This window comes from Ruegeria sp. YTSB088 (assembly GCF_059609825.1).
Window position 1 is genome coordinate 156,310 of record NZ_JBXWMM010000010.1, and the last position, 18,080, is coordinate 174,389.

Here is an 18,080-nt window from a genome sequence, read left to right on the forward strand (position 1 = left end):
AACACACCATGTCCAAGAAAATGCACATCAAAATGAACGTGAACGGCAAGGACGAGGAATTCCTGGCCGAACCGCGCGAACTGCTGATCTATACGCTGCGCGAACGGCTGAACATCACCGGGCCGCACATTGGCTGCGAAACATCCCACTGCGGGGCGTGCACGGTCACAATCAACGGTAAGTCGGTGAAATCCTGCACCATGTTCGTGGCGCAAGCCGATGGCGCCGAGGTGACAACTATCGAAGGTCTCGGCGGACCTGAAAACCTTCACCCTCTGCAAGAGGCGTTCAAAGAACACCACGGATTGCAGTGCGGCTATTGCACGCCGGGGATGATCACCCGGGCGACCAAGCTGCTGGAAGAAATTCCCAACCCGACCGAGGAAGAAATCCGCTTTGGTATGGCCGGCAATATCTGCCGCTGCACGGGTTATCAGAACATTGTGAAATCCATTCAGGCCGCCGCAGCCGAAATGAATGCAGCCAAGGAGGCCGCAGAATGAAGGACGATATTTCCCGCGAAGAACGTGTCGACAATCTCAAAGGCATGGGCTGCTCGCGCAAGCGGGTCGAGGATGCGCGCTTTACCCAAGGCAAGGGCAACTATGTCGATGACATCAAGCTGGATGGCATGCTGTTTGGCGACTTTGTCCGCTCTCCCTACGCCCATGCACGGATCAAGAGCATCGATACCGCTGCCGCACTTGAGGTGCCCGGCGTTCTGGCCGTGCTGACAGCGGCGGATCTGGAGCCGCTGGGGCTGCACTGGATGCCGACGCTGGCGGGCGACAAGCAGATGGTACTGGCCGATGGCAAGGTGCTATTTCAGGGCCAGGAAGTCGCCTATGTCGTCGCCGAAGACCGCTATGCCGCCGCTGACGGGATCGAGGCGGTCGAGGTTGACTACGAAGAACTGCCTGTCATCGTGAACCCGTTCGAGTCTTTGCAATCGGATGTGGTGCTGCGCGAAGATCTTGTTGGCGAAGACGGGTCAATTCCCGATGGCGCACACGGACCCCGCAAACATCCCAACCACATTTTTACATGGGACGCGGGCAACAAGGGCACAACGGACGAGGTCATCGCCAACGCCGAGGTCGTTGCGACTGAAAGCATGTATTACCATCGCACCCACCCGTGCCCGCTGGAAACCTGCGGCTGCGTGGCGTCGATGGACAAGGTTAACGGCAAGCTGACGCTGTGGGGCACGTTCCAGGCGCCGCACGCGATCCGGACGGTCGTGTCGCTGATCTCGGGCATTGAAGAGCACAACATTCGCGTGATCAGCCCCGATATTGGCGGCGGCTTTGGCAACAAGGTCGGCGCGTACCCGGGCTATGTCTGCTCGGTCGTAGCGTCGATCGTCACGGGCAAGCCCGTAAAGTGGATCGAAGACCGGATGGACAATCTGATGACCACCGCCTTTGCCCGCGACTATCATATGACCGGCAAGATCTCTGCCACCAAGGACGGCAAAATCACCGGGCTGCATTGCCATGTGACAGCCGACCACGGCGGCTTTGATGCCTGCGCCGATCCCACAAAGTTCCCGGCGGGCTTCATGAACATCTGCACTGGCTCCTACGACATCCCGACCGCCTATCTAGAGGTCGATGGCGTCTACACTAATAAAGCCCCGGGCGGCGTCAGCTATCGCTGCTCGTTCCGGGTGACCGAGGCGGTCTACTTCATCGAACGCATGATCGAGGTTCTGGCCATAGAGTTGAACATGGACGCAGCGGAGCTGCGCCGGATCAACTTCATCAAGAAGGAGCAGTTCCCCTACACCGCCGCCCTTGGTTGGGAGTACGACAGCGGCGATTATCACACCGCATGGGATAAGGCGCTCAAGACAGTCGATTACGAAGGGCTGCGGTCCGAACAGGCCCAGCGGGTCGAGGACTTCAAAGCTGGCAAGACGCGCAAGCTGATGGGCATTGGCCTGAGCTTCTTTACTGAGATTGTCGGCGCCGGCCCGGTAAAGAACTGTGATATCCTTGGGCTTGGTATGTTCGACAGCTGCGAAATCCGCATCCATCCGACTGGGTCGGCGATTGCTCGCCTGGGAACGATCAGCCAGGGGCAAGGCCACGCGACAACCTTCGCGCAAATCCTTGCCTCGGAAATTGGCTTGCCTGCCGACAGCATCACCATCGAGGAAGGCGACACCGATACAGCACCCTATGGCCTCGGCACATACGGGTCGCGCTCTACCCCTGTGGCAGGCGCAGCCACGGCCATGGCCGGCCGCAAGATCCGCGCCAAGGCGCAGATGATCGCGGCGTACTTGCTTGAGGTTCACGACAATGACGTGGAATTCGACGTTGATCGGTTTGTCGTGAAAGGCGCGCCTGAAAAGTTCAAGACGATGAAGGAAATCGCCTTTGCAGCCTACAACCAGGCTATTCCGGGGATCGAGCCGGGGCTTGAGGCCGTCAGCTATTACGACCCGCCCAACATGACCTATCCGTTCGGAGCCTATGTCTGTGTGATGGACATCGACGTCGACACGGGTGTGACGGAAATTCGCCGCTTCTATGCGCTGGACGATTGCGGCACGCGGATCAATCCGATGATCATCGAAGGCCAGGTGCATGGTGGTTTGACCGAAGCCCTCGCCGTCGCTCTGGGGCAAGAGATTGCCTATGACGACATGGGCAACGTCAAGACCGGCACGCTGATGGACTTCTTCCTGCCAACGGCATGGGAAGTGCCGAACTACGAAACCGACTACACCGTCACACCCAGCCCGCATCACCCGATCGGCGCAAAGGGCGTGGGCGAGAGCCCGCACGTGGGCGGCGTGCCCTGTTTCTCGAACGCGGTGCAGGACGCGTTCCGCCCCTTCGGCAACCGGCATACCAATATGCCGCATGATCACTGGCGGATTTGGCGCACGGCCAACGAGCTTGGCCTGCACGATTGATCCCTTTGGTAGGGCGGGGTGATCTTCGCCCTACGGAGACCCGAATGACCTGGACTGACTTGAAAACCGCGCTGGCTGGCGAAGGCTATGTGGCCTCGGACGATCTGACCGTTGCGCTGCAACTGGCTTTGTCGCTGGGCCGTCCGCTATTGCTGGAAGGGGCGGCAGGTGTCGGCAAGACCGAAATCGCGCGCACGTTGTCTACGGTAATGGATACGCGCCTGATCCGGCTGCAGTGCTATGAAGGACTGGACGCGGCGCAGGCGATTTACGAATGGAACTACCAGCGGCAACTGCTGACCATCCGGGCGGCCTCCGAGGCTGGCGAAACAGGCAAGGCATTAGAAGACCGCATCTTTTCCAGTGATTTCCTGCTGGAACGCCCCTTGCTGGCGGCCATTACCCAGGAAACGCCCCCGGTCCTTTTGATCGACGAGATTGACCGGGCGGACGAGGAGTTCGAAGCCTACCTGCTGGAAATCCTCTCGGACTATCAAGTGTCGATCCCCGAGCTGGGCACGATCACGGCGACAAGCCGCCCGGTCGTGATCCTGACGTCGAACGGCACCCGCGACCTGTCTGACGCCCTGCGTCGCCGCTGCCTTTATACCTTCGTGGAATACCCGGACCGTGCGACCGAACTGGCCATTCTCAAGGCCCGCTGCCCCGACGTCGAGATTCGGCTGGGCGAGCAGATCGTCGGATTTGTGCAAAAGCTGCGCCAAGAAGAACTGGAGAAAACCCCTGGCGTGGCCGAAATGCTGGATTTCGCCGCGGCGTTGATGGGTCTTGGCATCGCTGATCTGACCGAAAACCCCGCGGTCCTTCAATCGACGCTGACGACGTTGCTGAAAACCCAAAGCGATCAGGCCCAGATCACACCAGAGGTGGCCGGGCGTATCGCTGGCAAGGCCGCATGAGCCGGGTGACGAAATTTGCTGGCCGCGATCCCGGCCCTGCCGCGCGGATCGCGGGCTTCATCGCTCATTTGCGCGACAACGGTTTGTGGCTTGGCGTGGCCGAAGCGGACCTTGCCCTGAAGGCGCTGGACGAGGTGGACGCCATCCGCCCCGACGACAGCCGCCGTGCCTTGCGCGCTGTCTGCACGGGCTGCAAGGAAGAGTATGAAAGGTTCGACGACCTTTTCGACAGCTACTGGATGGACATGGGCCGCGTGCGGCAGAAGGTCGTTCCCACCCCGTCGTCCCCGGTCAGCGATGACGTGCATTCCTCACGCGATGCCAAGGGCGAAGACGCGGGCGCATCAGGAACCTCCACGGCCCCGGACGACACAGGCGGGGCGTCCGACAGCGACGGGACCGGCAAGCTGATCGCCACCGCACAACGCAACCTCAACCGGCGTGACCTGCGCGACCTTGTCCGCCCGGAAGAGATTGCCGAGGCCGAAGACGTCGCACGCCGCCTTGGGGCTGCCTTGCGTGACACGCGATCCCGCCGCCGCATTGCCGCGCGCAAAGGCGATCGGTTGCATTTTCGCAAGATCATTCGCCACAGCCTGGCCACTGGCGGAGAGCCTCTGCGCCTGTGGCGCAAGAAACGCCCGGACCGCACCCGCAAGATCGTGGCGCTGTGCGATGTCTCCGGGTCCATGTCCGTCTATGCCAAAGTTTTTCTGGCGTTCCTCGCTGGCCTGATGCGGGCTGATACAGCCGCCGACGCCTATTTGTTCCACACCCGCCTTGTGCGCATCACCGAGGCGCTGCGTGACAAGGACGCGATGCGCGCGATTGGCCGGATGTCACTGATGGCCGACGGGTTCGGCGGCGGATCAAGGATCGGCCCATCGCTCATGCGTTTTGCCGACACCTATGCCAAACGCTTTGTTGATGGTCGTAGCGTCGTGCTGATCCTGTCGGATGGCTACGACACAGAGGCACCTGACATGATCGCAACCGCGTTGGAAAAACTGCGCAAACGCGGCTGCAAGGTGATCTGGCTCAACCCGCTGAAAGGCTGGGCAGACTACGCACCCGTGGCCGAGGGCATGGCGGCGGCACTTCCCTATCTGGATGTCTTCAAAGCGGCCAACACGCTGGGTGATCTGGCCGCGCTGGAACAGGAGCTGGCACGCCTATGACCCCGGCCGAAATTCTTTCATCAGACCTGGCCGAGGCCGCTCAGGAGTTGCGCGACAAGGACGAACCCTTTGCCTTTGCCACCATCGTGCGCACCGCTGGTTCCACCGCCGCCAAACCGGGGGCCAAGGCGCTGCTCAGCGCCGATGGGACGATCCTGCAAGGCTGGCTCGGCGGCGGTTGCACCCGAGGTGCCGTCAAACGCGCGGCGCTGCAGGCGTTGCAGGACGGCACGCCACAGCTTGTGTCTGTCGCACCCGAGGATTTGCTGGCAGAAAAAGGCGTTGCAGCCGGCGATGAAGTAGACGGCACACGATTTGCCCGCAATGGGTGCCCCTCTCGTGGCACGGTCGACATCTTCATCGAACCTTGCCTGCCGTCACCGCAACTCGTTGTCATGGGAGCATCACCGGTAGCACAGGCGCTGAGTGCGCTTGCCCCGCAGTTTCACTGGTCTGTGTCTTCGACCCCGGTGCAAGGCAAACCACATCAGCAGTGCTTTGTGGTTGTTGCCACGCAAGGGCAGGGTGATCTTGACGCCCTGAAGGCCGCGCTCAACGCGCAACCGACCTATGTGGCCTTCGTGGGCAGCCGCAGAAAATACACTTCGCTTGCAGAAAAACTAGGCGCTGACGGTTTTGAACAAGCTGCCATCGACGGGGTAAAGGCCCCGGCGGGTCTTAACCTTGGCGCGGTCACGCCTGAGGAAATAGCCCTGTCCATACTGGCGCAACTTGTTCAGGATCGGCGCGCGGCGGTGAAGCAGGCCGATGCGTGATGTCACTGCGATCATACTGGCCGCAGGGCTTTCGCGCCGTATGGGCGCGCGGAACAAGCTGCTTCTACCCCATGGCGATGTTCCAATGATCCGCCATATGGTCGATGTCTATGGCGCCGCCACGGCGGGGCCTGTGCTGGTGGTCACGGGACATCAGGCGAATGAGATCAAAACAGCCCTTGCAGGCAGTGGCGCCAAGACGGTTTTCAACCCGGCTTACGGTGACGGTCAGCCCACATCGGTCGCCTGCGGGCTTCGTGCGGCGCGTGATGACGATACGGTATTAATCGGATTGGGCGACCAGCCGCTTCTGAACGTCGCTGACATCCGGTCATTGCTGGCCGCACACGTGGCGACTGACAGCGCACGTATCTCCATTCCGGCGGTCGATCAGAAGCGCGGCAACCCGATCGTGGTGCCTGCAAACTTGCGTGCCCGGCTTCTGGCGAACCCCAGATCACTGGGCTGCAAGAAGTTCACCCGAACCCATCCCGAACATGTCCAGTTTCACCCATTGGCCTCTCCCGGCTTTTACATGGATGTGGACACCCCCGAGGCCTATGCCGCCTTTCAGGCGGGCACGCTGGAGCAGATCACATGAAATTCGTTCGAGAAATCGCAGCCCGACTGCGCCGAAAGACAGCACTTACACCTGAGCAAGCCAGCCATCTGGCCACCATCAAATTTCCCTGTTGCTAAAAGGACATCCCATGGAACTGGCAGACGAAATCATCATCAACGCACCCAAAGAGCAGGTCTATGCCGCGCTCAACGACCCCGAGGTTCTAAAGCAATGCATTCCGGGCTGCGAAGAGTTGATCAAGCACTCGGATACTGAACTGGAGGCAAAGGTCGTCCTCAAGGTCGGGCCGGTGAAGGCCAGGTTCAGCGGTGACGTCCAACTCGACACCGCAGGCGCGCCGGATGCCTTTTCGCTGACCGGCCAGGGCAATGGCGGTGCCGCTGGGCATGCCAAGGGCGGCGCAGATGTCACGCTCACAGCCGACGGGTCCGACACGACGATCCTGCGGTATCAGGCAAAGGCCGATATCGGCGGAAAGCTGGCTCAACTGGGCAGCCGGCTGATCCAAAGCACTGCCAAGAAACTTGCGGCCAAATTCTTCAAATCCTTCGCTGATGTGGTCAATGAAGACGCAATCGCCTAGCGATCTCATCCAGGCACAGCACGCGCCAGACATCATTGCAAAGGGGCGGCGCTTGCAAAGCCACCACTTCTTCGGCCTGTGACAAGTCTCTTTTCGCCAACCGGGCATCCCCGAGGAGAGCCTGGCTTAATTTCGAGGACCAATTGGCTTGGTACGGTCGTTTCAGGACACATCGCCCATTCCAGTATCAGCAATGGCTGAAATCGTAACGGTTGTTCAAGACACAGACACGCAATCTCATACCGTGCGATTTTTGAAGAGAGCAGACATTAGGCCAATCTGAGCAAACGGCTGCATAGTCCGCATAGCAGTCATTCACACCGAGTGCCGCGAATGTCTACTTCGGAGTCCACTTTGACCGATGCTGCGCTATGCCCCAACTACAGCAATACGCAGAAAGCGGACTTTGCAAAGTCTAGCTTGAGCCCAAAACGGACGCGTACTTAATTCAAGCAGAATTGACTTTCGCGGCTTTCGGATGAAAGGGTTGTGAGTTTCCTTCTTTAAATCGAAGTATCCGAAAATCATGTCAAGGTGGGAGGAGTTGCTATGAAAACAGCGGTTGTGACTGGCGCCGCGGGAGGGATGGGGCGGGCCATCTGTCGCCAACTGTGGGCAGATGGGTTCCAAGTTGTTGGACTGGACCTTAACGAGGAGGGCCTAGGTGAAATGACAACTGAGTTAGGTTCGGATTTCACGCCTATCTGCCTTGACCTAACGGATCCTATTGCAATCGCTCATGCGTTTGATGGCATTAAGGAAGAGAATGGTGGTCTGGATGCTTTGGTAAACAACGCTGGCACCTGCTTTATGTCTGACTTCCCGAGTATTCCGCCCGAGGAACTCGAAAAGCAGATGGCAATCAACTTTAACTCTGCGTTCCATTGTTGCCAGCAGGCGGTCCAATTGATGTTGGAACGCGAAGGCATCAAAAAGATTGTAAATATCTCATCGAACGGTGCTTATAATTTCGATGCGTTTGACCCTCCGCATTACAGGGCGTCAAAAGCGGCGATGGATACCCTTACGAAAGACCTCGCCCGTCGATACGCACAGGAAAAAATCTGTGTGAATTCGCTGGCACCTGCCATGACTGAAACACCTTTGTTCAATGTCTTAACTGAGGAAGTCTTGGAGAAAGCCGTCAGTGCCATGCCACATGGTCGCGCGATGCTGCCTGAGCAAATCGCCTCTTGGGTCGGTTTTCTCATTTCGCCGGCCGGTGATGTTTCCAGTGGGAATGTGATTATTCTGAACCAAGGGCGCGACGTCAGATAACTCTCGGGTGCGACATCACTTTTCGGGAAAATGGTCCACGGGGTGGGATCAGCTGTAGACTTCTGGTGCTTTCTTCAGAACAGGCCACTGGCTTGGACAATGCCCATAGATTACAAAGGCGTCTCGCTCGGATGCAAGGCGCATCAACCTTTCTGCGCTGGCAATCGCTGCATCTTCGTCCCAAGACCCGGCAAACTTCTCGTCGATTTCTGCTGGTCGGGAAATCGCATCACTGGTTAATAAAATCGCCCCCGACGGAAGATGGACCATCACGGCGATCTGGCCTGGCGCATGGCCTGGCGCCGCCAAAACTAAGATACCCGGCCCAATCTCTACGTCGCCGTCAACTAAGAGATAATCCTGGTTGGGCCACTCCAAAGGCCGCATATCGCCCCAGTACAACGGGCGGGGTAAGGCTCGCTCCGCAGCAGAGATAAGAATTGGACTGCTTGGAAAGTCGCCCAGTGCCCCGATATGGTCGATATGGGTGTGCGTACAAATCTGTAGTGTAATGTCTGACGAAATAAGCCCGAGTTTTGCCAGTTGTGCGCTTGGAAGATTGTCTGGTTCACACTTCAAGACGTCGCCGAACTCATACAATCGATCTTCTTTGACCGCGGCGTCGGTATCGGTGGCATATTTTTCAGGAAACCCAGTATCGATGAGTATTGATTCTCCCAAATCTGTCCGGATCAGAAACCCGCAGATACCTATGATGCGGCCAGTGGAATGGACCTTGAACAGCCCGTAGTCCAAAACCGCAAGGTCAATCGGTCGCCCTTTGACAAATCCCTCTGCTTGCACAGACTATCTCCCTGATTGACTACATAGGTTTTGAGTAGAGCATGAAAGTCAAGATACACACACTCTTTCAGTACCTACTGGATACCACGGAAACGGATCCAGAAGCTTTCGTTGGGTTTTCCTTGTCCGAGTCGCCGCGTTTGGGTGACTTCATGGATGCGCTGGATCCAGCGCTGCCGTTGGATTGGAACCAAAAGAGTTTTCGGGGCCTGCCTGCTTTACGACGACATGTTTTGGACCGCGCCGGCTTGTCTGATGTTTGCAAGCCAGACGACGTCCTGATCACCGCCGGCGCAGCAGAAGCCAATTATCTTGCATTCATGCAATTGGTCCAACCGGGCGACGAAGTCGTAACGGAACGCCCGGGCTGGCCACAAGTGGGAGTATTGGCAGAGGCAGTCGGCGCGACGCTCAAAGTTGTCGACCGAGAAGAGAGTGCTGGTTGGTTATTGCCGCTCGACAAAGTTGAGACCGCAGTAACAGAACGCACTCGACTGATCTTTGTAACCAACCCCAATAATCCCACCGGGCGCCTGATGGCCCAAACAGAGCTGGAAAGGCTTGTCCAAATTGCAGATCGCGTAGGTGCATGGCTGGTTGTTGACGAGGTTTACGCTGGATTGGAGTGGGACGGGTCTCGCGCCCCTTCGATAGCCGGTTTGTATCCTAGGGGTATCACGACGGGCAGCGTTTCCAAGGCACTGGGGCTCCAAGGACTACGCACTGGGTGGATGGTTTGCCGTGATTCTGATTTGATGTGGGATGCCATCATCCTGCGGGAAAACTCTAGCGAAATTATGAATATTCTCGGCGAAGTCATCGCCGAAATCGCCTTGAGGCCTGACCGATATAATCAAGCTTTGAAAACTGCGCGGGCAGCAGGGATTAAGACGCTGGAACGCCTTGATCGGTATGTTGCCGATCAGCCCTGCCTGGATTGGGTCAAACCTCAGGCTGGATTGATTGGATTGGCACGGCTCGACGGGATTGATGGTGATGTTTTTGCCAAACGCTTGCTCGCCGATCCCTATCGGACATTTCTTTTGCCGGGCTCGTCTTACGGCATGCAGAACCACATCCGACTAGGTGTCGGAGGAGGTGCTATTGCCAATCTCGACCTTGGCCTTATGCGCATGGGCGAACTGTTGGCGAACTGGTAGATTTAGGACACTCATTTCGGCGGTTCAGGCTGCACAGTCGGTCAAATAACGCTGCCCGTTCCACGCTGACACTAAGCCCAATTTTGGTGCAAGTTCACCTGCCATGCGTTGAAAGCTATCTCGCTAGAATAACGCTGTCGGCGCGCTACCTCACAGAAAGAACAGCCGAATACACATTTCGAGTCCGCAATGACAGCTTTGACAACTGAAGACGTTCAAGACTATCCGCGGCCACCTGCGCTGCGGGCGGTGCCGCGTACCGTAAGAGTAGAGTTCGGCGGTGAAACAATCGTGGAAACCGATCAGGCGTTTCTGGTTCTCGAAACTCACCACGCCCCAACTTACTACATCCCACCGCATACAATTGATGCCGTTCTGACAAAGGCCTTGGGTAAATCGTACTGCGAGTGGAAGGGTGTTGCGAGTTACTGGGACGTTCAGAGCGGGGCGGCCGCGGCTAAGAAAGCTGCGTGGAGTTATGGTGCACCAACCACCAGATTTGAACAGATTAAGGGCTATCTCGCCTTTTACCCCGGACTTATGGACGCTTGTTTTGTTGGTGAGCACCGTGTGATCCCGCAACCCGGGAACTTCTATGGAGGCTGGGCCACCGAGAACTTAAAGGGTCGCATCAAAGGCTCTCCTGGAACCGAGTTTTGGTGAGAATTGATGCCCGACCCTAAATCCTCGCCTACCCCTTTGGCTGTTCCTACAAGCCGTTTGGTCCGAGTTGCCGGTTTGAGCAGCATGACGGCAGGCATTGCGGGGAACGTGGCAGTACGCGCCCTGCGAGAGATCGGTCGCGGTGCGCGACCCGATATGCGTGGTTTGTTGATGACACCGGGTAACGCGACACGGATCGCGGATCGGCTTGCTCGCATGCGAGGGGCCGCGATGAAGGTGGGTCAGTTGATTTCGATGGATGCAGGTGAGGTCTTACCGGCTGAACTGGCAGAAATCATGGCGCGTCTGCGAGATCAGGCGCATTTCATGCCGCCGAAACAATTGCGTGACGTCCTGAACCAAGCCTGGGGTTCAGATTGGCGAAACTCCTTCCAAACCTTCGATGTAAGGCCCATAGCGGCAGCGAGCATTGGGCAAGTACATCGTGCAACTATTAGAGACGGGCGCGATGTGGCGATCAAAGTGCAATATCCCGGTATCGCGCGCAGTATCGACAGCGATGTGGCCAATGTTGCCACTCTGGTTCGTATGTCAGGTCTGCTTCCCAAAAGCTTTGATATGGCTCCATATATCCAAGAGGCGCGCAGTCAATTACATGAAGAAACGGACTATGAACGCGAGGGGCAATACATGCGCTGTTTTGCTGACCTATTGCAGGGCGATGAAGCGTTCGAAATCCCAGAGTTCTATCCAGATTGGAGCACGCCAGAAGTTCTAACGATGTCCTTTCTGGAAGGTCGCTCCATCGAAACGGTGAGAGATGCAACCAGTGAGGAACGCAATCGAGTTTCCGAGGCCTTGGTCAAGCTCACGCTGCGCGAGATTTTCGAGTTCGGTATCATGCAAAGCGATCCGAACTTTGCCAACTACCGATACAACGCGTCAAATGGGAAGATTAGTCTTTTGGATTTTGGCGCAACCCGAACACTGCAATCATCTGCAATGGACGGGTATGTGCACCTGCTGCGTGCAGGCTTACTTGAAAATGACGCAGCACTTCGTAACGCCGCCATCCAATTGAAGCTTGTTGAAGGTGATGGCCCGTTCGACGACCAGATCCTGGGAATGATCCGCAGTGTTTTCGCCGCAATCCTATCCGCGAATGAATTTGATTTTACTGACCGAAAGCTCTCCAACCACCTGAACAAAGAAGGTATGGCCCTGGCTGCGGCCGGGTATGCCCCACCCCAAATGCCAATGGACATTCTTTACCTTCAGCGAAAGATTGGGGGGATGTTCATGTTGGCCACTCGATTGAGTGCTTCGCTGCCTTTGAAGACGCTGCTTGAAAAGTATGTCATCTGAACGATCACAATTAACTCAAAACCAACAAGCCGAAAAATAACAAACCTGCGTCACTGATACGCGTGACCAACCCAAGACGAAGCGCGAGTACGGCGCGAATGTTGCCAAGTGCGGATTCGAGAACTCCTTTAACGAGCAAATCAAGCCTTTAGAAATGACCATCGTCTAGGTTGATCATGTCGACGAACCCGTCCTGTCAACCGGCTTCGCTCCGAACCAAGAAGCGATCCTCGAAAGCGTCGGCCTTAGGGGCAGGAAAACCCGGTATGCAAGCTCTAGAAGAGGCGTTACCCCCGGTAAGCCTGCCACACGTGCCAGCCAACGCCATTTGGGTAAATTACCCCAGAGTTCCGTGAACCCGCGCGCACCGGATGCAAGTTCTCCATCTGGTCGACGCACAGTGAATCGATCCATTGCTTCTTGCCGCGTTAGATTTGCACCAATACGAGCACTGGGTTTTGAGACGTCGACAAACCGCAGGCGCTCAGCGCCCTTGCAAGAAGCATAATGCCCGATCTCAACGGAGCAAAGCGGGCAAGATCCGTCGTAGTACACCGTAGTAAAGGATTGATCGGCGTCATCAGATGTGAGCGCAACCTCAGCGTTGTCTGTTTTGAACATTTTGTTTGACCTCGCCTCTTGGGTTTCGCCTGTACGTTTGCAAGAGCTAGCGCAAAAACCGAAGAAACGAGGGTGCAGCAGCTGCATACAGATGCGTTATGAAGCCGCAACTTGGGATGCTGCCAGTCAAACTTAAACGTAGCTTCGCCCGAATTGCAGGTGCACAGGCAAATATTTTAAATGAGGCCCGAGGCTTGTAGTTATCTCGCTGTTTGCCGAAGAGTACCGAAAAGTTGCCGTCACTGGAGATCGACTAGGACAATCAAACAAGTTCAGTGATTTCCGTAGCGCATGATCGAAGAAGCTAAAAACTGCATGAGCCTAGCTTACCGCTTTGGACGCGCGAACAAGATGGTTCCGCTTGAATATAGCTTTCTCCCATTTCAGTTCTTTCGGGGTGGATGTTCTGGAGCTCGCCGCCATCCCCGCCGACAGAGCTTGGTGACGTACAGATCGTCGAGGTTGTCTCGTTATCGTTTACTTGGAAATCAGAAATTCGAACAAAATTAAGTTGTGCTAACCCATTTGTTTGATTGGTGTTTTAGGGCCCGGCGGCGTCACTAAACAACGTCACCTTCGCCTAGGTCTCATACTCCTGGCCAGGCGCTCATCAGTGAGTTCGCGCCAACTTCCGACCTTCAAGTGTCGAAGGCAAATGGTGCCTTTGCAAAAGCCACGTCGCCAGCGAAATGCGGAGGAGACTGGAACAAAGATCCATTTTTTGTGGCCATACGTACAACACTTGAAAAACGGAGGTATCGTGCAGGTCGTTTGGTTCAAACGGGATTTACGGGTATATGATCACCCGGCAATAGCGCAAGCGTCTGAGGTAGGGCCAGTTCTGCCGCTCTATGTGGTTGAACCGGAACTTTGGCAGCAACTCGACGCGTCGACACGGCAGTGGGACTTTGTTGCAGAGACAATCGCTGGGTTAAGAAAAGACCTTGGGAAACTGGGCCAGCCACTTGTTGTGCGCACCGGGCAAATTGTGTCGGTCCTTTCCGAGTTGAAAGATCGTGGTCTAATTGACGTGCTTTGGTCACACGAGGAAACAGGAAATAGTTGGACGTATCAGCGGGACCGTCAGGTCGCTGCATGGTGCAGGGATTACGGTGTGCTGTGGCACGAAGTGCAAAACCACGGCGTTTTTCGCAGGCTCAAGTCTCGCAACGGCTGGGCGGAGCGTTGGGATAGGTTTATGGCTCGGCCCGTTTCTTCACCAGTTGCGTTAGAGCATATCGACATAGAACCAGGGTATATTCCCACGGCGCGCGACCTAGGCTTGCGGGATGATCTGTGCGTTGGTCGTCAATCTGGTGGACGAAATGCGGGTTTGGAACGGCTGAACAGCTTTCTGACCCACCGTGGCAAAAGATACCAACGCGAAATGTCCAGCCCCTTGGAGGGAGCCGTTGCGTGTTCGCGGCTATCACCCTACCTGGCTTGGGGTGCGCTTTCGATGCGCGAGGTTGCGCAAGCTACTGAAAAGCAGAGACGCAGATTGCCGCCCCACGCAAAGGACTGGCGCAAATCAATTCGCTCGTTCTCGGGTCGATTGCATTGGCATTGCCATTTTATTCAGAAACTTGAGGATGAACCCCGGATTGAGTTTGAAAATCTGCATCGACTTTACAACGGTCTTCGACCGAATGCCCCAGATGCCGAACTACTTGCCGCATGGTCCAAAGGCGAAACGGGATATCCTTTTCTGGACGCATGCATGCGGTCCTTGCAAGCAACGGGGTGGCTCAACTTTCGGATGCGCGCAATGGTGATGGCCACGGCGAGTTATCATCTCTGGCTGGATTGGCGGGCTCCGGGTGCGCATTTGGCGCGCATGTTTACCGACTATGAGCCGGGCATTCACTGGAACCAGGTTCAGATGCAATCAGGCACCACGGGCATCAATACTGTGCGCATCTATAATCCGGTTAAGCAGGGCTATGATCAGGATCCAAAAGGAGTGTTCATTCGGACATGGGTGCCGGAATTGTCCCAAGTCGCAGATCAGCATATCCACGAACCTTGGAGGGCTCAAAACGCGAAACAATTTCTTGGAAGGCTATATCCAGAGCGTGTTTTTGACCATCTCGCGGCAGCCAAGGCCGCGCGCGAGCGGGTTTGGGGCGTCCGCCGAAGTGCGGAGTTTCGCACCGAAGCACGAGCCATCGCGACAAAACACGCTAGCCGAAAGACCACGCGGAATGCTCGCGAAGTCGCGCGGGCGCCTCAAGATCAAAAGCAACTCGGCCTGCCTTTGGGGGACCAGTGATGAAAATGCGGAAAAAAGCCGATTTACCCCAAAAAAACTGCCCGGTCTGTCGGCGCCCTTTCACCTGGCGCAAGAAATGGGAAAACGTTTGGGATAAAGTGAAATACTGCTCGAAAAAATGCAGGTCTGCCGCATGACCGAGAAATTTCCAGAACTTCCGGAAGCGAAAGAGTCGATCAGTTTCAAGCCCACACGCACCAATGGTCTGGAAAGGCTGAAGCAGTTCGTGGGCCGCACTGGTCGGCATTATACAAGTACGCGGAACTACGATTTTGGGACCGGGCGACGCAGCAATGTATCGGGTTTGTCACCTTGGCTGCGCCACCGGTTGATAACGGAGAAAGAGGTACTGACAAGGGTCTTAGCGTCACATAATTCCAACGCGGCCGAAAAGTTCGTGCAAGAAGTGTTTTGGCGCACTTACTTCAAGGGCTGGCTGGAACAAAGGCCCAGCGTTTGGGCACTGTATCAGCGGGACTTGTTGAGTTTTTGTAAGCGACTAGCAAATGATCAGGGCCTGGAGATGCGCTTCAACGATGCAGTAAACGGCAATACCGGCATCGACTGTTTCGATCATTGGGCGCGGGAACTGGTTGCGACTGGCTACCTTCATAATCATGCGCGCATGTGGTTTGCTTCAATTTGGATTTTTACACTCCGCATACCTTGGCAGCTTGGCGCGGATTTCTTTTTACGACACTTGTTGGACGGCGATCCCGCGTCAAACACGCTGAGCTGGCGGTGGGTTGGCGGATTGCACACAAAAGGCAAAAACTACCTCGCGCGCGCTGACAATATTGACAGATATACCGAAGGACGGTTTCAACCGAGAGGCCTGGCCAAATCTGCAGAACCGCTGACCGAGCCGGTAGATCACCCGCTCATTCCCCTTTTAAGCCCTCACATGCCCACAGACAGCCCTTACCTGTTACTGTTGACGGAGGATGATCTGTCAGGTGACTGCATAATGCCGACATCTCCTGCTGCCGCGATTGGACTTTTGGCGACGCATGGTCGGTCCCCAAACCCGATTGGGCACGTCGTACAGGATTTTGCCACCGACGCGATGAGCAGCGCTCTAGAACACCACGGAAAAATCGCGAAACCAGCTGACGACTGGAGTGGTCCGCTGATCGATGCAGCACGGAATGCGGGTGTCACGACTATTGCAACAGCCTATGCGCCTGTCGGTCCCTCCCGGTCAAGGATGGATCGTGCGGAACCTTTATTGAGAGACGCAGGCCTATCGTTGAACAGGGTAATGCGGCCGTACGACGCTATGACATGGCCTCATGCAAGGGCCGGATTCTTCGGCCTTCGAAAGAAGATCCCATCGTTCTTAGGCGAAATGAACCTAGCCACCCCAAAAAGGCCATAGCCCGTGTCCTCTGCCGCCCTTCTGCTCCCCAACCAATTGTTTGCCCAACACCCGGGTCTGGCCGCCCGGCCAGATACTGTTGTGCTTTTCGAAGACCCTCTGTTCTTTGGCGATGCCTATTACCCCGCAACGATGCACAAGCAAAAGCTTTGGCTGCACCGCGCCTCTATGGCGCGCTATCGCGATGGCTTGGTTGCCAAGGGCATTGATGCCGCGATATGGCCCTTTGAGCGGCAGCCGGGCGCATGTCTGCGACTGTTTCAGAGTCTGTGTGATCGCGGTGTCAGCCAAATAATCATGGCTGATCCAGTAGACTTCATTGCAGAAAGGCGTTTACGGGCCGCGGCTGGCAAAACCGATATCACACTCGATATCCAGCCATCGCCTGGCTTTTTGAACACTCGGGCCGACAATCTGGATTGGTTTGCCGGTCGAAAACGTTGGCTCATGGCTGAGTTCTACAAAAGCCAACGCCGCCGCTTGAATGTGTTGATGGACAGCGGGCAACCGACCGGAGGACAATGGAGCTTTGACGAAGAAAACCGCAAAAAAGTACCCAAGGCGTTGTTGGGCAACCTTCCGTCGATCGACTGGCCTGACCATGACGCAGTTGATGAAGCCGCAAAAGCGAGCGTTATTGCTGACTTTCCAGATGCATTAGGCAGCCTGGAAACGTTGTATTATCCAACGTCACACAAAGCTGCGTCCGACTGGCTGGCGCAGTTTCTGGAGCGGCGGTTCGAACGTTTTGGCGACTATGAAGATGCCATTGTTGAGGGCGAAAACTGGCTATGGCATGGCGTTCTCACGCCTGCTTTGAACATTGGATTGTTAACGCCGAAACAAGTTTTGGACGCTACCTTGGCGCGTGCGGATCGCAAGGGCATTCCCTTGAATTCGGTAGAAGGGTTCATCCGCCAGATCACTGGCTGGCGCGAGTTTATGCGCGCGACCTATGAGAACCTTGGTGTGCCGATGCGCACAACAAATCATTGGGGCCATCGCCGCCCCATGCCCCGCTCTTTCTATAACGGAACCACTGGTATTGATCCGCTGGACGACACGATCAAAAGGGTGCTCAAAACCGGGTATTGCCATCACATTGAACGCCTTATGGTACTGGGCGGATTCATGTTTCTGTGTGAGCTTGATCCGGACCATGTCTATCGGTGGTTCATGGAAATGTTCGTCGACAGCTATGATTGGGTGATGGTACCAAATGCCTACGCGATGAGCCAGCATGCCGATGGCGGGTTAATCACCACCAAACCGTACTTTTCCGGTTCAAACTATGTTCGCAAAATGAGCCATTGGGGCAAAGGGCCTTGGTCCGACATATGGGACGGGCTTTATTGGCGCTTTATCCTGAAACACACCGATAGACTTGCTGGCAATCCCCGTTGGGCGATGATGTGCCGTACGGCTGGGCGCATGTCGCCAGAGGTCAAAAATAAGCATGTCACGACGGCTGAAGCCTTTTTGCGACGGATGGCATGAGCGTGGACTTTATGGCAGCGCATGACTGAGATTGAGACCATTTGAAGAAAAACTGGCATCACGTCAGATCCAGTATCGCAAAACCGAAGTCCCAGGGCCCCGCATGATCCAAATC

Annotated in this window: 17 protein-coding genes; 15 read left to right on the plus strand and 2 right to left on the minus strand. The window is 56.1% G+C overall.

Annotated features, from left to right (window positions below):
- The first annotated feature begins 8 nt into the window (after positions 1–8).
- The 8 genes from AC2FFA_RS16730 to AC2FFA_RS16765 all read left to right on the plus strand — a co-directional run bounded on the left by AC2FFA_RS16730 (position 9) and on the right by AC2FFA_RS16765 (position 8,244).
- Entirely contained in the window at positions 9–503 is a 495-nt protein-coding gene (locus AC2FFA_RS16730) for a (2Fe-2S)-binding protein (protein WP_117871579.1), read from the plus strand.
- Positions 500–2,926, plus strand: coding sequence for an aerobic carbon-monoxide dehydrogenase large subunit (locus tag AC2FFA_RS16735; protein ID WP_496852462.1), 2,427 nt, complete (start codon positions 500–502; stop codon positions 2,924–2,926). Before AC2FFA_RS16730 ends, AC2FFA_RS16735 begins: the two co-directional genes overlap by 4 nt.
- A gap of 44 nt (positions 2,927–2,970) precedes the next feature.
- Positions 2,971–3,846, plus strand: coding sequence for an AAA family ATPase (locus tag AC2FFA_RS16740; protein ID WP_117871575.1), 876 nt, complete (start codon positions 2,971–2,973; stop codon positions 3,844–3,846).
- The gene (locus AC2FFA_RS16745) at positions 3,843–5,024 is read left to right on the plus strand and encodes a vWA domain-containing protein (RefSeq protein WP_496852463.1); all 1,182 of its coding nucleotides are present in this window, start codon (positions 3,843–3,845) and stop codon (positions 5,022–5,024) included. Before AC2FFA_RS16740 ends, AC2FFA_RS16745 begins: the two co-directional genes overlap by 4 nt.
- A complete protein-coding gene (locus AC2FFA_RS16750) occupies positions 5,021–5,800 on the plus strand; it encodes an XdhC family protein (protein WP_496677487.1) in 780 nt (259 codons plus the stop codon). Before AC2FFA_RS16745 ends, AC2FFA_RS16750 begins: the two co-directional genes overlap by 4 nt.
- Positions 5,793–6,401 carry a nucleotidyltransferase family protein gene (locus AC2FFA_RS16755; protein WP_496852464.1) on the plus strand — a complete coding sequence of 203 codons (609 nt, stop codon included), beginning with the start codon at positions 5,793–5,795 and terminating at the stop codon, positions 6,399–6,401. The genes AC2FFA_RS16750 and AC2FFA_RS16755 overlap by 8 nt, the downstream gene beginning before the upstream one ends.
- Before the next feature lie 109 nt (positions 6,402–6,510).
- Complete coding sequence (locus AC2FFA_RS16760; RefSeq protein WP_496677482.1) at positions 6,511–6,966, plus strand: SRPBCC family protein; 456 nt, start codon at positions 6,511–6,513, stop codon at positions 6,964–6,966.
- Between the two features lie 549 nt (positions 6,967–7,515).
- Positions 7,516–8,244, plus strand: a complete 729-nt coding sequence (locus AC2FFA_RS16765) for an SDR family NAD(P)-dependent oxidoreductase (RefSeq protein WP_496852465.1) — start codon at positions 7,516–7,518, stop codon at positions 8,242–8,244.
- Positions 8,245–8,292: 48 nt separating this feature from the next.
- Here AC2FFA_RS16765 and AC2FFA_RS16770 read toward each other — a convergent pair whose 3' ends face one another.
- The gene (locus AC2FFA_RS16770) at positions 8,293–9,048 is read right to left on the minus strand and encodes an N-acyl homoserine lactonase family protein (RefSeq protein ID WP_496852466.1); all 756 of its coding nucleotides are present in this window, start codon (positions 9,046–9,048) and stop codon (positions 8,293–8,295) included.
- A gap of 152 nt (positions 9,049–9,200) precedes the next feature.
- Between AC2FFA_RS16770 and AC2FFA_RS16775 the strand changes: the two genes are divergently transcribed.
- From AC2FFA_RS16775 to AC2FFA_RS16785, 3 genes are all read left to right on the plus strand, one after another.
- Positions 9,201–10,208, plus strand: a complete 1,008-nt coding sequence (locus AC2FFA_RS16775; RefSeq protein ID WP_496852467.1) for a pyridoxal phosphate-dependent aminotransferase — start codon at positions 9,201–9,203, stop codon at positions 10,206–10,208.
- A gap of 189 nt (positions 10,209–10,397) precedes the next feature.
- Positions 10,398–10,871: a DUF427 domain-containing protein gene (locus tag AC2FFA_RS16780; protein WP_117871557.1), complete on the plus strand. Its 474-nt coding sequence runs from the start codon at positions 10,398–10,400 to the stop codon at positions 10,869–10,871.
- Between the two features lie 84 nt (positions 10,872–10,955).
- Positions 10,956–12,197 (plus strand): ABC1 kinase family protein, encoded by a 1,242-nt coding sequence (locus AC2FFA_RS16785; RefSeq protein WP_496852468.1) that lies wholly within the window; start codon positions 10,956–10,958, stop codon positions 12,195–12,197.
- Positions 12,198–12,371: 174 nt separating this feature from the next.
- Here the strand turns inward: AC2FFA_RS16785 and AC2FFA_RS16790 are convergent, their stop codons facing one another.
- Positions 12,372–12,905 (minus strand): thiol-disulfide oxidoreductase DCC family protein, encoded by a 534-nt coding sequence (locus AC2FFA_RS16790; RefSeq protein ID WP_496852469.1) that lies wholly within the window; start codon positions 12,903–12,905, stop codon positions 12,372–12,374.
- Between the two features lie 673 nt (positions 12,906–13,578).
- On the opposite strand from AC2FFA_RS16790, the gene AC2FFA_RS16795 reads away from it, so the two are divergent.
- The 4 genes from AC2FFA_RS16795 to AC2FFA_RS16810 are packed head-to-tail and all read left to right on the plus strand — an operon-like array spanning position 13,579 to position 17,965.
- Positions 13,579–15,090 (plus strand): FAD-binding domain-containing protein, encoded by a 1,512-nt coding sequence (locus tag AC2FFA_RS16795; protein WP_496852470.1) that lies wholly within the window; start codon positions 13,579–13,581, stop codon positions 15,088–15,090.
- 5 nt (positions 15,091–15,095) lie between these two features.
- A complete protein-coding gene (locus tag AC2FFA_RS16800; RefSeq protein ID WP_496852476.1) occupies positions 15,096–15,227 on the plus strand; it encodes a DUF2256 domain-containing protein in 132 nt (43 codons plus the stop codon).
- Positions 15,224–16,468 (plus strand): FAD-binding domain-containing protein, encoded by a 1,245-nt coding sequence (locus tag AC2FFA_RS16805; RefSeq protein WP_496852471.1) that lies wholly within the window; start codon positions 15,224–15,226, stop codon positions 16,466–16,468. The genes AC2FFA_RS16800 and AC2FFA_RS16805 overlap by 4 nt, the downstream gene beginning before the upstream one ends.
- A 3-nt stretch (positions 16,469–16,471) precedes the next feature.
- A complete protein-coding gene (locus AC2FFA_RS16810) occupies positions 16,472–17,965 on the plus strand; it encodes a cryptochrome/photolyase family protein (RefSeq protein WP_496852472.1) in 1,494 nt (497 codons plus the stop codon).
- The last annotated feature ends 115 nt before the right edge of the window (positions 17,966–18,080 follow it).